We start from the raw sequence: 15357 nt of genomic DNA, 5'->3' as shown, positions 1-15357 counted from the left end.
GGCTAAGCACTTGTCAAGATTGCTCCCTCCTTTTTTCTGCTAATTTGCGATTAATCTTTTCCAAACGTCGGGTCAATATAAAATAAACGACTCCCCATATCAATAGATAGGTAAGAATAACATTAGCTAATAGTGTTAGTGATAAAAGGTGCCAGCCATAATGATTTAGACCATTCATCAAGACAACTGAACTGTAAACTAAACAAAAATGTAAAAGTAATCTAAAAACAAAAGAGGGCCTCTCTAACTCAAAAATCATGGAGAATAGGCCAATCAGCCCACTAATCCAGACGACATTTGTGATTTGCAAGACAGTCTGATCCTCTGCCCCATTTAACCAAAGGGTAGCTATGAAACTCAAGCTGCCAAAACCAATCCCCAGCAAAAAGTAAATGATGCCCTTCCGAATTGCTATCGTCATTTCTTCACCTCACAAACCCAAACGTTTTTCTAAATTGCTTAAGTAACGCCGGCTGATATCCAGCTTACGTTGGCCTGTCAAAATTGCCAGCATATTTCCTGAAAAGCTGGCTTCCAGAGCCTCTAAATGGTTGATATTGAGCAGTGCATGCTTAGACACCTGCACAAAGTCAGGATTGTTCAGTCTCTCCGCAAATTTATAGAGACGATCATTGGTCAAAAAGCGACCCTTGCACGCTTCCAAAATTAAATGACTGCCTTCAACATCTACATAAATTAGGTCTTCAACTTTAAGCATCTCAATCCGATCACTAGTCTTGATGGGAAGAACCGTCACATCTTCCCGACCATAACTTGACAGATAATCCAGCACGTCCTGAACTTCTTTTGATTTTTCCTGACTTTGAACCAAAACTCGAACCTCATTCGGTTCTAAAGCTTTAATTTTCTCAAAGCGATAGTGCATGCTCTATCTCCTATTTTTTTCTTTCTATCTTAACTTTTTAGAGCTAGTTATGCAATCATCAATTGACCGAAAGGATAGCAAAACAAATCAAAAGAAAGTAAAGGTTGCCGAAAAAAAGGAAAATTCTTTCAAAAAGTCCAAAATATTTTTTCAAAAAAGGAAGAATCAGAGCGGCTACTAAACCGTAGAGGCCTAATTCAACCAGAACTTTTAAACAATTCGCAAGCTGATAAAAATTGTGTTTTAAAGGGAGGAAAGCATCTTCAAAATTCAAGAGCACTAGGGCCAAGGCTGTAAATTGAAAAATGGCAAACAAGAGATGCAAGCGGCCTTCGAATGTCCTTTCCTGCCCTTCTATGTCTGTTGGAAAAACGGCGACTCCTAAGGTTCCAAGCAAAGCTAGGCAAAGTAAAACAATAGCTTTTTCCTTAAAATCAAATTGATAAGTCCAAAATCCTAAGGCTAAAGCTAAGGAAATGTTCCGCAAAGCCGACAACAGACCGGCCAGCTGAAAATAATTCTTATGATCGCCAATCCCATAATCACTGACTGCCTGAGAAATCGGATGATAGACTCCTCTGTTCTTGATATGCAATACTGTTAACAAATAATAATAGACTAGAATACAGATGATAGCTAGGACAGCAAAAATATCAGTTAGCATAGTTTTAATCTCCTTTAAATCCTTTTTTAGCTGAGGATCGCTTCTTAGATTTTTTTAGCTTTTCTTGCAAAAACACTCATGCCCAGCAAAAGCAAGCCAGCTAAGAAACTCAAGCCAAGGACCAAGAACTCTTGACTGAGGCTGGTCAGTTTCTCCCATTTTAGGCCAATCCCCAAGTATTCCTGAACACTTAGCCCAGGCCGATGCCAACTCACCACTTGATCACCAATCAGAATATGACGATAAGCAGAGGCGACATAGGTCCAAGGGGTATATTTCATCAGAGTTTGAGCAGAATCTGGCAGAGTTCCGATTGGGACATAAACGCCGACCAAAAAACCTGAGGCTGTTCCGATGATCACCCCCAATCGCTCCACAACCTCTGAAGTCTTAATAAATTGCACGACTGCTAAACCGATCACCGCACTCATCACACTGCTAGCAACCATAAGGGCAAACAGTTTCAATCCTTGCTCCAAAGAAACAAAATCCAAATTATCCTGCCAGCTAAAATAGACAGCCATCAGCAAATAGACCAAAACCTGCATAATCACGCCAATAACCGTGCTGGAGATAACATAACCGAGATTTAACTGAAAAAATGTCGTGTCTGTCAAAAGAAAATCGTCTAACTTATGACTTTCCCAATCACGCACTAGGCGAGTAATACCAGTCCAAACAGTCGTCACAGAAGCTACTGCCAAGGTACCGCCCATAATCCATTGATCCAGCATTTTCTCAGGGTGGCTAGTGCCAGACCAAGCATCCTGCATGTTTTTTTGCAAAAAGATGAGATAAAGACCAAAGGCAATCCAGGCTCCCATGAGGGAGAAAAAAACGGTCACCTTATTGTGAAAATAGAGTCGTAAGTTCCTTTTTGCCATTGTAATCATAGGTACGCTCCTTTTTAGTTCTTAAATTCTGTTCCTGCGACAGCCATAAAGACATCATTGATGTCTCCTTTTTGAAAATCAAAATCAAGGATATGATTTTGATGATTGACTAGAAAATCCAAGGCTTGTGGCATAGTCAAATCTTCAAACAGCAACCAACCATCGGCTTTTTCTTCATAGGTTAGTCCCGAGAATTCCGCCTGATCGGCCTTAATCAAGAGACGATTTTTGGCATATCGATCCTTGAGTTCTTGAGCAGAGCCTTGGACCAGAACACGACCATGGTCAATAATATAGGCCATATCAGCATTTTCGGCTTCTTCCAAGTAGTGAGTGGTCAAAAAGATAGTCAACCCTTCTTCTCTTTTCAGCTGATGCAGCAGATCCCAGATAGCCTTGCGGCTTTGGAGATCCAAACCCGTTGTCGGTTCGTCTAAGAAAAGCAGATCTGGCTTAGTCAAAAGAGCTCTAGCGATATCCACTCGACGCCGTTGACCACCTGACAAAGTACCATATTCCTGTTTGAGAAGATCCTCAATCGAAAGCATCTCGATCAAGTCTTCAATCCAAGCCTTGTCAATTTGGCGATAAAGACCTGCTCGACTCTCCAAATTTGCCTGAACGCTCAATTCCTCATCAAGAACACTTTCCTGAAAAACCATGCCAATCTTGAGATTCGGTGCTAATTTGACCTGACCTGAACTGGCTGCCAAAAGCCCTGTCAAAATCTTAATCGTGGTTGATTTCCCAGCCCCATTGGTCCCAATATAGGCGAGCAATTGTCCCTTATCTACCTGAATATTGAGGTTTTCCAGAACGGCCTTCTCACCGTAGACCTTCGTTAAATTTTTCGTTTCAATGAGCATCTGATCACCCGCTTTCCTTTCATTGGCCTAATTTTATCAAAGGAAAAACAGTTTGTGTTCACAATTTAGCCAAGCGGTCAAAATTCATAGGTAAGCGGAGAAAAAATACCCTGAACATTAGAATTTTTATCTAGATTTTACAATACCTATCATCTTCTTGATATGGTGTTCCCAATAGATAAAAGCTCGAAGCCTTAGTAGCCATCAGCCGAACTGGTCGTTTTATTGTTTGGTACTCCGTTAAAAACTAACTGGGTTGAAGCCATAACAAAACGAGTCTGGACTCTTGTCCCAGACTCGTTAGTATTGTTCTAGCTTACCAGATTGACACAGTGATGGGGAGTAAGGCTTGTCGGGTAAACCAAGAAGTCTTACCTCGAACCACTGCCGATTGTTTTTTGTAACTGGGCGCTTCTTAGTTTTTAAGCGTCTGGGACAAACAGCCATGATAGCTTAGCCCTCACCCACAAAGTATTGTTCTCTGAAGATTACGTATAAAAAGTTCAGACTCGTTAACATTGTTCTAGATTTACTAGATTGACGCAGTGGTTGATTGATGGTCCTTATCCCTTTCGTAGCAAGGGATAGCAGCCAACCTAATCAACTGTGCGGAGGTGGGATTGAAATGCTCCAGTGGACTTTGGCAGTCTGGGGATAAACTGCCAAAACCTGCCATCTAAAAATAGAAAAGTGGCAGAGATCTGAACCCTAAAATAAGAGAGCGAGGAAAATCCAAATCGTGATTTTATCACGATTTACTGATTGAGTCCCACTCTCTATTAGTTTAATCGTCTCGACTAGGAACAACAACCACATAGCGCTTAGGGTCGTGTCCCTCTGAATAACTGTCGACGTCAGGAATTTTGGCAATTGTTTTATGGATAATCTTACGTTCATCGTTGGACATACTGTCCATATGATAAGCCTGACCGCTGTCTGAAACACGCTCAGCAATCTTATGGGCAAAATCAATCAAGGTCTCCATGCGACGTTCGACATAATCATGAACATTAACTGTCACTGAGAAGGAACGAGAATAATGGTCATGTAAGAAGTTTTGAGCTAAAATTTGCAGGGATTTAAGCACTTTACCATGGTAACCGATGACTCGTCCAGCCTCCGGTGCTTCAACCTGAATGGTGATTTGACGGCCGGATTGATTAGTTGTTAAACCAGCCTCCACATCCATTTCGTAGATAATATTTTCAAGATAGGTTGTCACAGCTTCAGCGGCTTCACCAATATCCTTGTCGGCCTTAGTTTCAGTCTGATTAGACTCACTCGTAGCGTTAGTAAAACGACGCGGCTCCGGTTCTGAATCCTCAGCTACTGACTGTGCTGAATCCTCTTGGACAACCACGTCATCCGCCACAGGGCCAGCTGCTCTTTGATTAACCGACTTCTGTGAATTTTCAGGAGAAAGCTCAGTTGAATCAGCAGCTTGACTATCCTCAGCTTCTAGCTCATCTTCCCAATCAAGGCCTTCCTTGTCCAGTTCTTCCTTCTTACGTCGATACTCTTCAACAATTTCATCGGGAAGTAAATCGCTAAGAACAGAAGTTATGGAACGTCTAGCATCCAGCATTTCAGATTTGGCTTTATCATTAACGATTTGCCCACGATTTTCCAAATACTTGATAATGCTCGTCACCTTGCGGGACTCTGCTGCCTCTTGTTTGAGAGCTTCCTCGGAGGCTTCCCGTTTACTCAAGGCTTTTGGTAAATTCCGAACGATCTCTTGATCGGCTTGAGAAACAGTCGTGCGGCTGATGACTTCTACATCAACTTTGGCTGGTTTCTTACCAAAACCGAAAAAACCTTTTTTACCGCGCGAGAGAACGCGGATAGAAGCCTTGGTTCTAGTGATACCTAAATCACTAAGACCTGCCTGAATTGCTTCTTCAACAGTATTACCTGTGAATACTACCATAATATCTATACTCCTTCGCTAACAGAAAATTTGCGCCTTTTTCTGATGCGTCTACTTACGTTTTTTTCGCGCTCTTTTTTTGGCTCGACGAATTTTTGCTTCCCTTTCCTTTTCTTGTGCCTCCTTACGTTCCCGCTCAGCAATAATCTTAAAGGGATTGTGGAAAATCAAAAGCTGAGCTACCTGAAATGCATTACCAATTGCCCAGTAGAGAGCAATCCCACTTGTGAAGCGAGTCCCAATCCACAAAATAAAGAGAGGCATAATAATGCTAGTAGCTGTCATAAAGGCATTCTTTTCCTTAGCCGCCTTGTTGCTGAGCCACATAGACAGATAGGTAAAAATAGCTGCCAGAATCGGCAAAATATAGGTACCGTCATTTTCACCTAAATTCCAGAATAGGAAATTTCCTTGACTCAAGGCAGGTACCCGAATCAAAGCCTGATAAAGAGCCATCATCACTGGAAATTGGATGACTAAAGGCAATAAAGCTGCCCATTGGTTCACGCCATTTTCTTTGTAGAGTTCTTGCGTTTTTATGGCCTGCATATTGCGGTCGTCAGCGTATTCTTTCTGAATCCGTTTCAGCTCAGGCTGAAGCTCTTGAATTTCTTGGCTAGATTTAATCTGACGATTATAAAGAGGAATCAGGGCTAAACGAACAATTAGGGTAAAAAGAATGATCCCAATCCCGACCGAACCACCAAAGGATAGCCACTGAATAGCACGACCAAAACCGTAAACCAACTGATCCCAACCTGTCGATGAACTGTTAACTGGATTGCGACGAGCACAGGCAGACAAGACAATCAAAGCTGCTAGGACTAGACCACTTAACTTAACTTTTTTTTTCACAAAATATTCCTTTCAACACAAATCTATTAAATCATCAGGAGCTCACCAATAGGCAATACTCAATCTTGATAGACACCAGCTAGACTGAGAACATGTTTTAAATTCTGTCTCACTGCCTGATAGTCCATATCTTCAACGCCTTTTCGAGCAATAATAACAAAGTCATCGTTGCTTAAATGCGGAGCCAATTCCATCAAAACATGTCTCATCTTCCGTTTGATCCGATTGCGGATAACGGCATTGCCAAGCTTTTTACTGACCGACAGGCCAACTCTAAAATGCTTCTGTGACTTTTCTAAACTATAAACGACAAATTTCCTATTGGCGACACTCTTGCCTCGCCTAAAAATAGCTTGAAAATCTAAGTTTTTTTTAACACGATAGGTCTTCTTCAAGGCAGTCTCCAAACACTCTAAATTACCCCTTATTATACCATAAAAGAGCCAAAAGCCAAAAATACCCTAGATTCAACACGATCTATCTAACCTCTCAGACGCTTCCCTTTGCCAAGCTACATTTTATCACTAGTTAGCTATAAATACCAGACCAATTGAGTTCTAAGTATTAAATCAGCCCCAAAAGTATTCAGGTGAAAGATTGACTGTTATACGATAGAAATTAAATGTTATACAATTAAAGTTCGGATTTTAACTTGTTAGTTTCTGTTTTCTGTGTATAATAAGACCTAAAAGCGTTTCTAAGCGAACTTTTTGGCAGCTATCTTTTACAGCATTTAAATGCAAGCACAGCTGCCTTCTTTCTACATTGCCTATATGGCCATCATTAATTAGTAAGGAGTTTCCACATGCCTCAACACTATCTAAGAAAAAGTGCCCTGCTACTCTCACTGGTCACAGCTGGACTAGTTGCCAACCGAGTCACAGCCGATGAACAGCTTCCTCAATCCCAGTCCCAAACTCAAAACCAAGTAGCAAGCGCCAGTGGCGTTAGCAGTCAACAAGTTGCAACCAGTCAAGACCAAAGTCAGAGCTATGCTAATGCCCAAGCCCCTGCTGGCCAAGTATCAAATAGCCAAGAGCAGCCGATCAATCAAAACCCAACTCCGCAAACTGCCGATCAAGAAAAGGCTGATGATACTAAACCAATTGAAGGTGAAAAAGTAGATGTCCAAATCCTTTCAACTACCGATCTCCACACCAATCTGGTTAACTACGATTACTATCAAGACAAGAATGCCCAAAATATCGGTCTAGCCAAGACCGCCCTTCTCATTGATCAGGCTGAAAAGGAAAATCCTAACTCTGTCTTGGTTGATAACGGTGATACCATTCAAGGCACCCCACTGGGAACTTACGAAGCACTCATCAATCCTGTTAAGCAAGGTCAACAGCATCCTATGTACAAGGCTTTTACGACCTTGCATTATGATGCCGCTTCTTTGGGAAACCATGAATTCAATTATGGTTTAGACTACCTCAATCGCGTTGTTGATTCAGCAGGTCTACCAATCGTCAATGCCAATGTCATTGATGCGAGAACTGGCAAACACTATTTCAATCCCTACATTATTATTCCCAAAACTTTTACCGATATTAACGGCCGGCAAGTCACCATCAATGTTGGTATCACAGGTATCGTTCCACCTCAAATTATGAATTGGGATAAGGCTAATTTAGAGGGCAAGGTCAAAACCATCGATGCCGTTCAAGCTGTCGAGGCTGTCGCTCCCGAGATGCGAGCTAAGGGAGCTGACATTGTTTTGGTCATGTCCCATTCAGGTATTGGTAACGACCACTATGATATTGGTGAAGAAAATGTTGGCTATCAAATTGCCAGTGCTAAGGGAATCGATGCAGTTGTCACCGGTCATGCCCATGCTGAATTTCCATCGGGGAATGGTACAGGAGTCTACGAAAAAATTCCTGGTGTCGATGGTTTTAACGGCAAAATCAACGGTATCCCTGTTACCATGGGCGGAAAATATGGCGATCATCTAGGCGTTATCAAGCTCAACCTGCTCTTCCAAGGGGGCAAATGGAAGGTTGAGCAGAGTCACGCTGAAATTCGCAAGATTGACAGCAATTCTGACCAGGCTGATGAAAGAATTTTAAACCTAGCCAAACCTGATCACGAAGCCACTATCGATTATGTCCGTGAACAAGTAGGAACAACAACAGCTCCAATCAATAGCTATTTTGCCCTAGTAGCAGACGACCCTTCCGTTCAAATCGTCAATAATGCTCAACGCTGGTATCTGAAGGAGCAACTGGCAGGAACACCAGAAGCCAGCCTACCCCTTCTCTCAGCAGCTGCTCCTTTTAAAGCCGGCGCTCGCAATGATGCTTCTTCCTATACTGATATTCCTGCCGGTCCAATCGCTATTAAAAATGTTGCAGACCTTTATCTCTACGACAATGTTACAGCCGTTCTCAAAGTTACTGGTAAAGATCTGCGGGAATGGCTGGAAATGTCAGCTGGCCAGTTTAACCAGATCGACCCTAGCAAGACAGGACCTCAACAACTGATTAATACCGACTATCGTACTTATAATTTTGATGTCATCGATGGCATCAACTACACATTCGATGTCACGCAGCCTAATAAATATGACATTGATGGCAACCTCGTCAATCCAGACGCTCATCGTGTCCGGGACTTAACCTACATGGGACAGCCTGTTGCTGATAACCAAGAATTTATGGTGGCAACCAACAACTATCGGGCAAGCGGGAACTTCCCAGGTGTGAGAAATGCTAGCGAAAACCGACTGCTCAACTTAGAAAACCGCCAGATTCTCATCAATTACATTACGGCTGAAAAAATTATCAACCCCACTGCCGACAACAATTGGCGTTTTGCCGATACCATCAAGGGACTGGATGTTCACTTCCGCACAGCCGAGCGGGCGAAAAATCTCCTTAATCAGAAGACAACCATTCAGTTTGTTGCAGCCGATCCTAGTCAGAATGGCTTTGGCGACTTTAAGTACATCTATACCGAAGCCACTGATCCAAGCCGTCCAACAACTCCAGCAGATCCACAAGCCAAGGAACAAGAGCAGACCGCTAAACCAGCCTTGTCGCTCCAAAAACGTCAAGCTATCTTACAAATGGTAACCAGCAACTACCAAAACCTGCAAAGTCAGACAGCAGCCCCAACAGGCTCCAAGACCAGCAAGCAGGCTGAATTACCAAAAACAAATGGGCAATCTAGCTGGAGCCTGAGCCTAGTCGGTCTCCTTATCAGCATATTTGCGGCTAATCTTTTGCCTAAATCTAAACGCCACTGATAGAACAATTCCCCAGTTAACTTAAAAGCTCCCACTAGTACATTGACTAGTAGGAGCTTTTTTCCTGATGATCAAGCGATCATCATTTATCACTCATTAAAGTTTTCTTCGCTTCTTCAATCTGCCAGTGTACCTGATCAAAGCCTGTGCCACCCAGTGAATTACGGCGCTCAACGGCAGTCCTCGATTGCAGGGCAGTATAGATGTCTCCCTCAATCAGATCAGAGATTTCTTGATAGCGCTCTAAGGGGACATCTTGAAGGTAGTGACCATTCTTGGTGCATTCTAAAACCAGCTTACCAACAATTTCGTGAGCCTGACGGAAAGGAAGCCCCCTGACAGCCAGATAGTCTGCTAGTTCTGTTGCATTGGAGAAATCTTTTTCGGTTGATTCAGCCATGTGGCGGTCGTTGACCGTCATACTGGACAACATTCCCGCCAAGATATCAATAGCCACCGTGATGGTTTCCGCTGTATCAAACATACCTTCCTTATCCTCTTGCAGGTCCTTATTGTAAGCGAGAGGCAGGGATTTCATAACCGTCAGCAGGCCAGTCAAATTGCCATAAACTCGGCCTGTTTTCCCACGAATGAGTTCAGCCATGTCAGGATTTTTCTTCTGTGGCATGATAGAAGAGCCTGTGGAAAAGGTATCAGATAAGGTGACGAACTGGTACTCGTTAGAACACCAATTAATGATCTCTTCGCAAATGCGGCTCATGTGCACCATGAGGATACTGGCATTGGCCAAAAATTCCAAAATAAAGTCTCGATCAGACACCGCATCCAGAGAATTGCTATAGGGAGCATCAAAGCCCATCAAATCGCTGGTCAGTTGGCGATCAATAGGGAAGGTTGTCCCAGCCAGAGCTGCAGCTCCCAAGGGCGAAAGATTGGTGTGCTTTTGGTTAAAGGTAAACCGCTCACTATCTCTGGTAAACATGCTGTAGTAGGCCATGAGGTGATGACCAAAGGAAATCGGCTGGGCATGCTGCAGATGGGTGTAGCCCGGCATAATAGTATCAACATGCTTATCAGCCAAATCAACCAAGGTTTGTCGCAAATGATGCAGTTTATCCAGCACTTCAACTAATTTAGCCTTGAGATAGAGGTGCATATCGGTCGCCACTTGGTCATTACGTGAACGAGCCGTATGGAGCTTTCCAGCTACTGGTCCAATTTTCTGAGTCAAAAGTGACTCCAGATTCATGTGGATATCTTCATTGGCGATATCAAATTCTAGCTGACCAGCATAGAAGTCCTGCAAGAGTTCCTCAAGACCTGTTTTGATTTGGCTAGCTTCTTCAGGACTGATGATGCCTGTTTGCCCCAGCATGGTCACATGAGCAATGGAACCCTTTAAGTCAAATTCTGCCATCTTTTGGTCAAAAGAAATAGAAGCACCGAATTCCTCGACCCATTTTTCTAGACCTGCTTCAAAACGGCCGCCCCAGAGTTTATGATTTTCTGCCATAGTATTACCAGATTCGCTTAGCTAGCGAACATTCCCTTTCTTTAATGTTACAACATCTATTATAAAGACAAGAAACCCAGCTAGTGAGTCAACCAGCCTTCTTTATATCCCCTTACAGTCAAGACAAGGCAAAGCCTTAGTTAAATCCGCTGTCACTGGATCTAACACGCCAGTCCTATGGGACCTTGGCTAAAGCACCTAATGGACCTGTACAGAGGTAAACTAAGCTAGCATGGCCAACAAAGACTTGTCTTCCAACACTGCGCCGCATCAGACTGTTCTACTAAAATAGTCAGTAGAAGGCCGTACTTTTGTTTCACTCCCAAAAGTACAGCAAGCTGAAACTAAGATATAAAGCCCTTAAGCGTTTCAAAGAAAACCTACCTAGTTTACAGAAACACAGGCGTGGTCAGTGTGCAAGGACCTATCGTTTTGATTTTCAACAGGTATTACCATCATATCAAAAAAACTAGCCTATGTCATAGCTAGTTTTGATGGTCTCACAGGACTTGTCCCTAAAAGGAAGAGCACTTCTTCCTCTTGGGCCCGTCAGTCGCCTCACCGGACGGCCTCATCGGGCATTAAGTTTAAAGAAAAGAGGTCCAGATGGGGCTCTCTGACCCCTTTTATCTGAAGATTTTCCTTGCCTTTATTTTGAGCTCTGCCCACTCACCTCTCACATTAACATTATTTGTTATTAACTTGTGAGTTGACTTGAGTTGGCAGCCCCCAAAGTTTAATGAATCCTACAGCCGCATCTTGATCAAAACTATCTGCTGTAGTGTAGGTTGCCAAATTTTCATCATAAAGAGAATTCGGCGACTTCCGTGCCACAACCTTAGCAGTTCCCTTGTACAATTTCACTTTTGCAGTTCCATTAACCACTTTTTGAGTTTCTTTGATATAGGCCAAAATACTTTCCGTCGCTGGGCTAAACCAAAGGGCATTATAAATCAAATTAGATAATTCATTTTCAAGAATTGGTTTAAAGTGGGACACTTCCCGAACCAAGGTCAGGTCTTCAATTTCCTTATGTGCGGTCAACAGTGTAATAGCACCAGGGCATTCATAGATTTCCCGAGACTTGATACCGACCAATCTGTTTTCTACATGGTCAATCCGACCGACACCGTGCTTCCCAGCCAAATCATTTAATTTTTGAATTAAATCAGCCAATTTCATTTCTTGACCATCGATAGCCACCGGTTTACCAGCTTTAAATTCAATATCAACAAATTCAGGCGTATCAGGAGCCTCTTCAACAGAATTGGTAATACCAAAGGCTTCTTCAGGGGCCTGATTCCATGGATTTTCAAGGACACCGCATTCATTGGCACGCCCCCAAAGGTTTTGGTCAACTGAATAAGGATTGTCAAGATCAGCAGGAACTGGCACGCCATTCTTCTTAGCGTATTCAATTTCTTCTTCTCTGGACCATTTCCATTCCCGAACTGGCGCAATAACCTTCAACTCTGGATCAAGAGCCGCAATAGCCACTTCAAACCGAACTTGGTCATTCCCCTTACCAGTACAGCCATGAGCGATAGTCGTTGCTCCAGTCTTATGAGCAATCTCAACCAATTTCTTAGAAATTACTGGACGGCTGAGGGCTGATACTAAAGGATACTTTTGTTCATAGTAAGCATGAGCCTGCAAAGCTGGCAAAACATATTCCTCAGCAAATTCATCCTTAACATCAAGGACGTAAGACTCAACAGCTCCAACGCTCAGCGCCTTATCATGGATGAATTCCAAGTCCTTACCTTCACCGACATCCATGCAGACAGCAACAACATCGTAATCTTTTTTCAACCAAGTAATCGCGACGGAGGTATCAAGTCCCCCTGAGTAAGCTAGAATGACTTTTTCTTTTGACATAATTATTTCTCTTTTCTTCTTTTTTAGGCTGTTTTTTGTATATCTCAACCTTACGAAAGTCATTATATGGTATTTTTATTCATGAGTCAAGTACTTTTTGTATTTTTTTTTCGATTTTTTTATAATTTTTTGTTTTTTATTCATGTTTTGGGTAAATATACAGGAAATTATTCATTTGAAGACGAAAAGTCTCTAGTAAGTTCCAATACAGCTTCAAAACTATTACCGCTCTCACCTACCTCTGCACAGGTTCATCAAGATACCCCAGAGACTTGCTATTAAACACCCCTCACTTGATAGCCAACACCAAGCACTATGGCACATTGACCTCAACCCCACACGAGGCCGAACAAACACCAACACCATATCGCAAACCCCTTAGATCTGGCAAAAAGGAATTTAGAAAACCGTTGCTGATAATCAAACATCTTGAAAGATTTTATACTTTTAGCAGCCATATTTGTAAAAGTTCGAAACACCAGCAGCTATACCTGCCATTTCACAGCATAACAGTATAGTAGACTAACAATATCGACTGTAGCAGAGGTGAGATTGAAATGCTCCAGTAGACTTTGGCAGTCTGGGGATAGACTGCCAAAGCCTGCCACCTAAAAATAGAAAAATAGCAGAGGCCTGAGCCTTAAAATGGGAGGGCGAGGAAAATCGAAATCACCATTTCATAACGATTTACCGATTTTTGTCTCATTCTCAACCTATGCAGGAGTAAGGCTTCTTGGCCTAACCAACAAAGTCTTAGAAACTGTATTCACAAGTTTAAATTCTTAGCCTCAGCTGGAAAAAGCGACCATAAGGTCGCTCAAAGCAGACAGTTGCCGTCGTGGTAAAAAGACGATTGACCCTATTTAAGTCAATCGTCGAGGGGATTTTCAAGACCCTAGGCTTGAAAATGAGCAATGGAACTCCGTTAGGAGGTCGCTTGCGTCCCTACCACATAAGGCTAACTGTCAAAAAATGTGAATACAAGTTCTTACCCTCATGCTCTCTAAACCAGTTAAATCGAATTCGAATATTTTAGATGTCATCTATAGCTTACATGATCTTACAGCTGAGAGCGCAGCACTCATGATCGTCTGTTCCAACCTCTTATGATCCTCTTTTCACCATACCGGCAGAAATTAGAAAATAATTTTTGCAAAAAAAAGAACCCGCCGTCGCGGGTCCCTTTCCATTTCACAGTATATTGGGAGAGAGATGAGAAATGGGTTTCGAATAAATAAGAAGTTCGGGATAAGTTTGCGTCTGTCTTCTATCAGAATAATTATTGGGAGAGAGAAACTGATAGAAAACTTCATCCCTACGCTGATTAGTATATCTCAAATCAAAGATTTTTAAACCACAATATCTTGAATTGTCGTTTTTTTATCTTGAAATGTCAAAATTTCTCTTGAAATGCATTTTTTATCCCCAACTGCTCTTTCTGATCATAGAATAATATCCTAGATTGATGGACTAAAATCAGATTTTTTCTATGTAAATGGACAATTGAACCACCTAGTTTTTCAATCTTCTCCAGCAAAATAAAAAAGAGTCTGGAACAAAAGTCCAAACTCGTTAGCATTATCCTAGATTTACCAAATTGACGCAGTGGTTGATTTTTGTCCTACTCTCAAACTTTATTTTTTGCCTTAAACAGTCTCCTGTCTGGCTCCCCACTCCCGCATAAGAGCCTTCATCTTCAAGCGGGAAACTGGACAGGCATCTCCATTCTCAAAGAAGACTAAGAGCTCAGCCTTATCCACTCGACTAATATTATCTAAATTAATTAGGAAAGATCGGTGGCAGGAAAAGAGTCGTGAATTGACTTCTGCAATCTCTGAGAGACTACCGTAAAACTCTAAACGCTCATTTTTTGTAATTAACATGACCTTATGGGGCGTTGGCGAGGTCGCAAAGTAATAGATATCCTTGAAGGGCAGCTGAACACGCGCCTGAGCTGATTCAAAGGTAAAAACCTCATCCACTTCCTCCGAGCGGTGCATATTGTTAGCCGTATAAGCAATAACTTCACGCAGATCAGTCTTGAACTGCTCATCCGGAGCTGTTTTATCAATAAAATCTAAGGCAGAAACTTTATACTTAAAACTAATCGGAGCGAATTCTGAGTGAGTGGTCACAAAAACAATAACAGCCGCAGGATCAATCCGACGGATATCCGCCGCTGCCTCTAACCCCTTTTTTTCTTCTCCCTTAATTTCAATATCCAAAAGGAAAAGCTGGTGATTACCCTTTTCAGCAATAGCATCCAATAGATTTTGTGCCTTGGAAAAAACTTCAAACTGACGAGCTGAAATTCCTTCTTCCCGCAATATCTCCGTTACTAAGGTTTTAATCCGCGTTTGTTGGATTAAATTATCTTCCAAAATAAATATATTCATAAACTCCCACCATTTCTAACCACTCTTTGATTAATTATATTATTTCACACTTAAAATAACAAAAATTATCTTCATTTTAAAATAAAAACCCTCCGAATACTCGGGGGGATCACATTCAGTGAACAGCGTGTTCTTATGGTTGGCTCAGTTATTAGAAGCAGCTCCAGAGCCTTGAGAATATCTCTCCCCCATTCTCAAGGCAGATCTTCTCCTCATGGCCAACTTTAACAGCAAGCAAACTTATCACTAATTCCTATTCAGTATA

Annotated in this window: 12 protein-coding genes; 1 reads left to right on the top strand and 11 read right to left on the bottom strand. The window is 42.1% G+C overall.

Annotated elements, in window-relative coordinates; genetic code table 11:
* Positions 1-13: 13 nt before the first annotated feature.
* The 8 genes from G7Y32_RS05775 to rnpA all read right to left on the bottom strand — a co-directional run bounded on the left by G7Y32_RS05775 (position 14) and on the right by rnpA (position 6489).
* Positions 14-421: a DUF3021 domain-containing protein gene (locus G7Y32_RS05775; protein ID WP_165211895.1), complete on the bottom strand. Its 408-nt coding sequence runs from the start codon at positions 419-421 to the stop codon at positions 14-16.
* Between the two features lie 9 nt (positions 422-430).
* Positions 431-886, bottom strand: coding sequence for a LytTR family DNA-binding domain-containing protein (locus G7Y32_RS05770; RefSeq protein ID WP_165211892.1), 456 nt, complete (start codon positions 884-886; stop codon positions 431-433).
* A 58-nt stretch (positions 887-944) separates the two neighbouring features.
* A complete protein-coding gene (locus G7Y32_RS05765; RefSeq protein WP_165211889.1) occupies positions 945-1550 on the bottom strand; it encodes a DUF998 domain-containing protein in 606 nt (201 codons plus the stop codon).
* Between the two features lie 44 nt (positions 1551-1594).
* Positions 1595-2443 (bottom strand): ABC transporter permease, encoded by an 849-nt coding sequence (locus tag G7Y32_RS05760; RefSeq protein ID WP_165211886.1) that lies wholly within the window; start codon positions 2441-2443, stop codon positions 1595-1597.
* A 14-nt stretch (positions 2444-2457) separates the two neighbouring features.
* Positions 2458-3309, bottom strand: coding sequence for an ABC transporter ATP-binding protein (locus G7Y32_RS05755; RefSeq protein WP_165211883.1), 852 nt, complete (start codon positions 3307-3309; stop codon positions 2458-2460).
* 784 nt (positions 3310-4093) lie between these two features.
* Positions 4094-5239: an RNA-binding cell elongation regulator Jag/EloR gene (gene jag / locus G7Y32_RS05750; RefSeq protein ID WP_165211880.1), complete on the bottom strand. Its 1146-nt coding sequence runs from the start codon at positions 5237-5239 to the stop codon at positions 4094-4096.
* A 51-nt stretch (positions 5240-5290) separates the two neighbouring features.
* Positions 5291-6094, bottom strand: a complete 804-nt coding sequence (locus G7Y32_RS05745) for a YidC/Oxa1 family membrane protein insertase (RefSeq protein WP_165211877.1) — start codon at positions 6092-6094, stop codon at positions 5291-5293.
* A 59-nt stretch (positions 6095-6153) separates the two neighbouring features.
* On the bottom strand, positions 6154-6489 hold the full coding sequence (gene rnpA / locus G7Y32_RS05740; RefSeq protein WP_165211874.1) for a ribonuclease P protein component: 336 nt from the start codon (positions 6487-6489) through the stop codon (positions 6154-6156).
* Positions 6490-6899: 410 nt separating this feature from the next.
* On the opposite strand from rnpA, the gene G7Y32_RS05735 reads away from it, so the two are divergent.
* Positions 6900-9344, top strand: coding sequence for a bifunctional 2',3'-cyclic-nucleotide 2'-phosphodiesterase/3'-nucleotidase (locus tag G7Y32_RS05735; RefSeq protein WP_165211871.1), 2445 nt, complete (start codon positions 6900-6902; stop codon positions 9342-9344).
* Positions 9345-9426: 82 nt separating this feature from the next.
* On the opposite strand, the gene argH is transcribed toward G7Y32_RS05735, so the two are convergent.
* From argH to G7Y32_RS05720, 3 genes are all read right to left on the bottom strand, one after another.
* Positions 9427-10818, bottom strand: coding sequence for an argininosuccinate lyase (argH, locus tag G7Y32_RS05730; protein ID WP_004227947.1), 1392 nt, complete (start codon positions 10816-10818; stop codon positions 9427-9429).
* 687 nt (positions 10819-11505) lie between these two features.
* A complete protein-coding gene (locus G7Y32_RS05725; protein ID WP_004226304.1) occupies positions 11506-12696 on the bottom strand; it encodes an argininosuccinate synthase in 1191 nt (396 codons plus the stop codon).
* A 1646-nt stretch (positions 12697-14342) separates the two neighbouring features.
* Positions 14343-15092 carry a response regulator transcription factor gene (locus tag G7Y32_RS05720; protein WP_004228558.1) on the bottom strand — a complete coding sequence of 250 codons (750 nt, stop codon included), beginning with the start codon at positions 15090-15092 and terminating at the stop codon, positions 14343-14345.
* Between the last annotated feature and the right edge of the window lie 265 nt (positions 15093-15357).

The organism is Streptococcus tangpeifui (assembly GCF_011038795.1).
Taxonomy (GTDB): Bacteria; Bacillota; Bacilli; order Lactobacillales; family Streptococcaceae; genus Streptococcus; species Streptococcus tangpeifui.
The sequence above is the reverse complement of the archived record's forward strand: the minus strand, read 5'-3'. Positions and strand labels throughout refer to the sequence as shown.

What these genes read in the sequence shown, in the direction of transcription:
- G7Y32_RS05770 (WP_165211892.1), bottom strand. Translation starts at nt 886, where the DNA reads ATGCACTATCGCTTTGAGAAAATTAAAGCTTTAGAACCGAATGAGGTT.
- jag (WP_165211880.1), bottom strand. Translation starts at nt 5,239, where the DNA reads ATGGTAGTATTCACAGGTAATACTGTTGAAGAAGCAATTCAGGCAGGT.
- G7Y32_RS05760 (WP_165211886.1), bottom strand. Translation starts at nt 2,443, where the DNA reads ATGATTACAATGGCAAAAAGGAACTTACGACTCTATTTTCACAATAAG.
- G7Y32_RS05775 (WP_165211895.1), bottom strand. Translation starts at nt 421, where the DNA reads ATGACGATAGCAATTCGGAAGGGCATCATTTACTTTTTGCTGGGGATT.
- G7Y32_RS05735 (WP_165211871.1), top strand. Translation starts at nt 6,900, where the DNA reads ATGCCTCAACACTATCTAAGAAAAAGTGCCCTGCTACTCTCACTGGTC.
- G7Y32_RS05720 (WP_004228558.1), bottom strand. Translation starts at nt 15,092, where the DNA reads ATGAATATATTTATTTTGGAAGATAATTTAATCCAACAAACGCGGATT.
- argH (WP_004227947.1), bottom strand. Translation starts at nt 10,818, where the DNA reads ATGGCAGAAAATCATAAACTCTGGGGCGGCCGTTTTGAAGCAGGTCTA.
- G7Y32_RS05765 (WP_165211889.1), bottom strand. Translation starts at nt 1,550, where the DNA reads ATGCTAACTGATATTTTTGCTGTCCTAGCTATCATCTGTATTCTAGTC.
- G7Y32_RS05725 (WP_004226304.1), bottom strand. Translation starts at nt 12,696, where the DNA reads ATGTCAAAAGAAAAAGTCATTCTAGCTTACTCAGGGGGACTTGATACC.
- G7Y32_RS05755 (WP_165211883.1), bottom strand. Translation starts at nt 3,309, where the DNA reads ATGCTCATTGAAACGAAAAATTTAACGAAGGTCTACGGTGAGAAGGCC.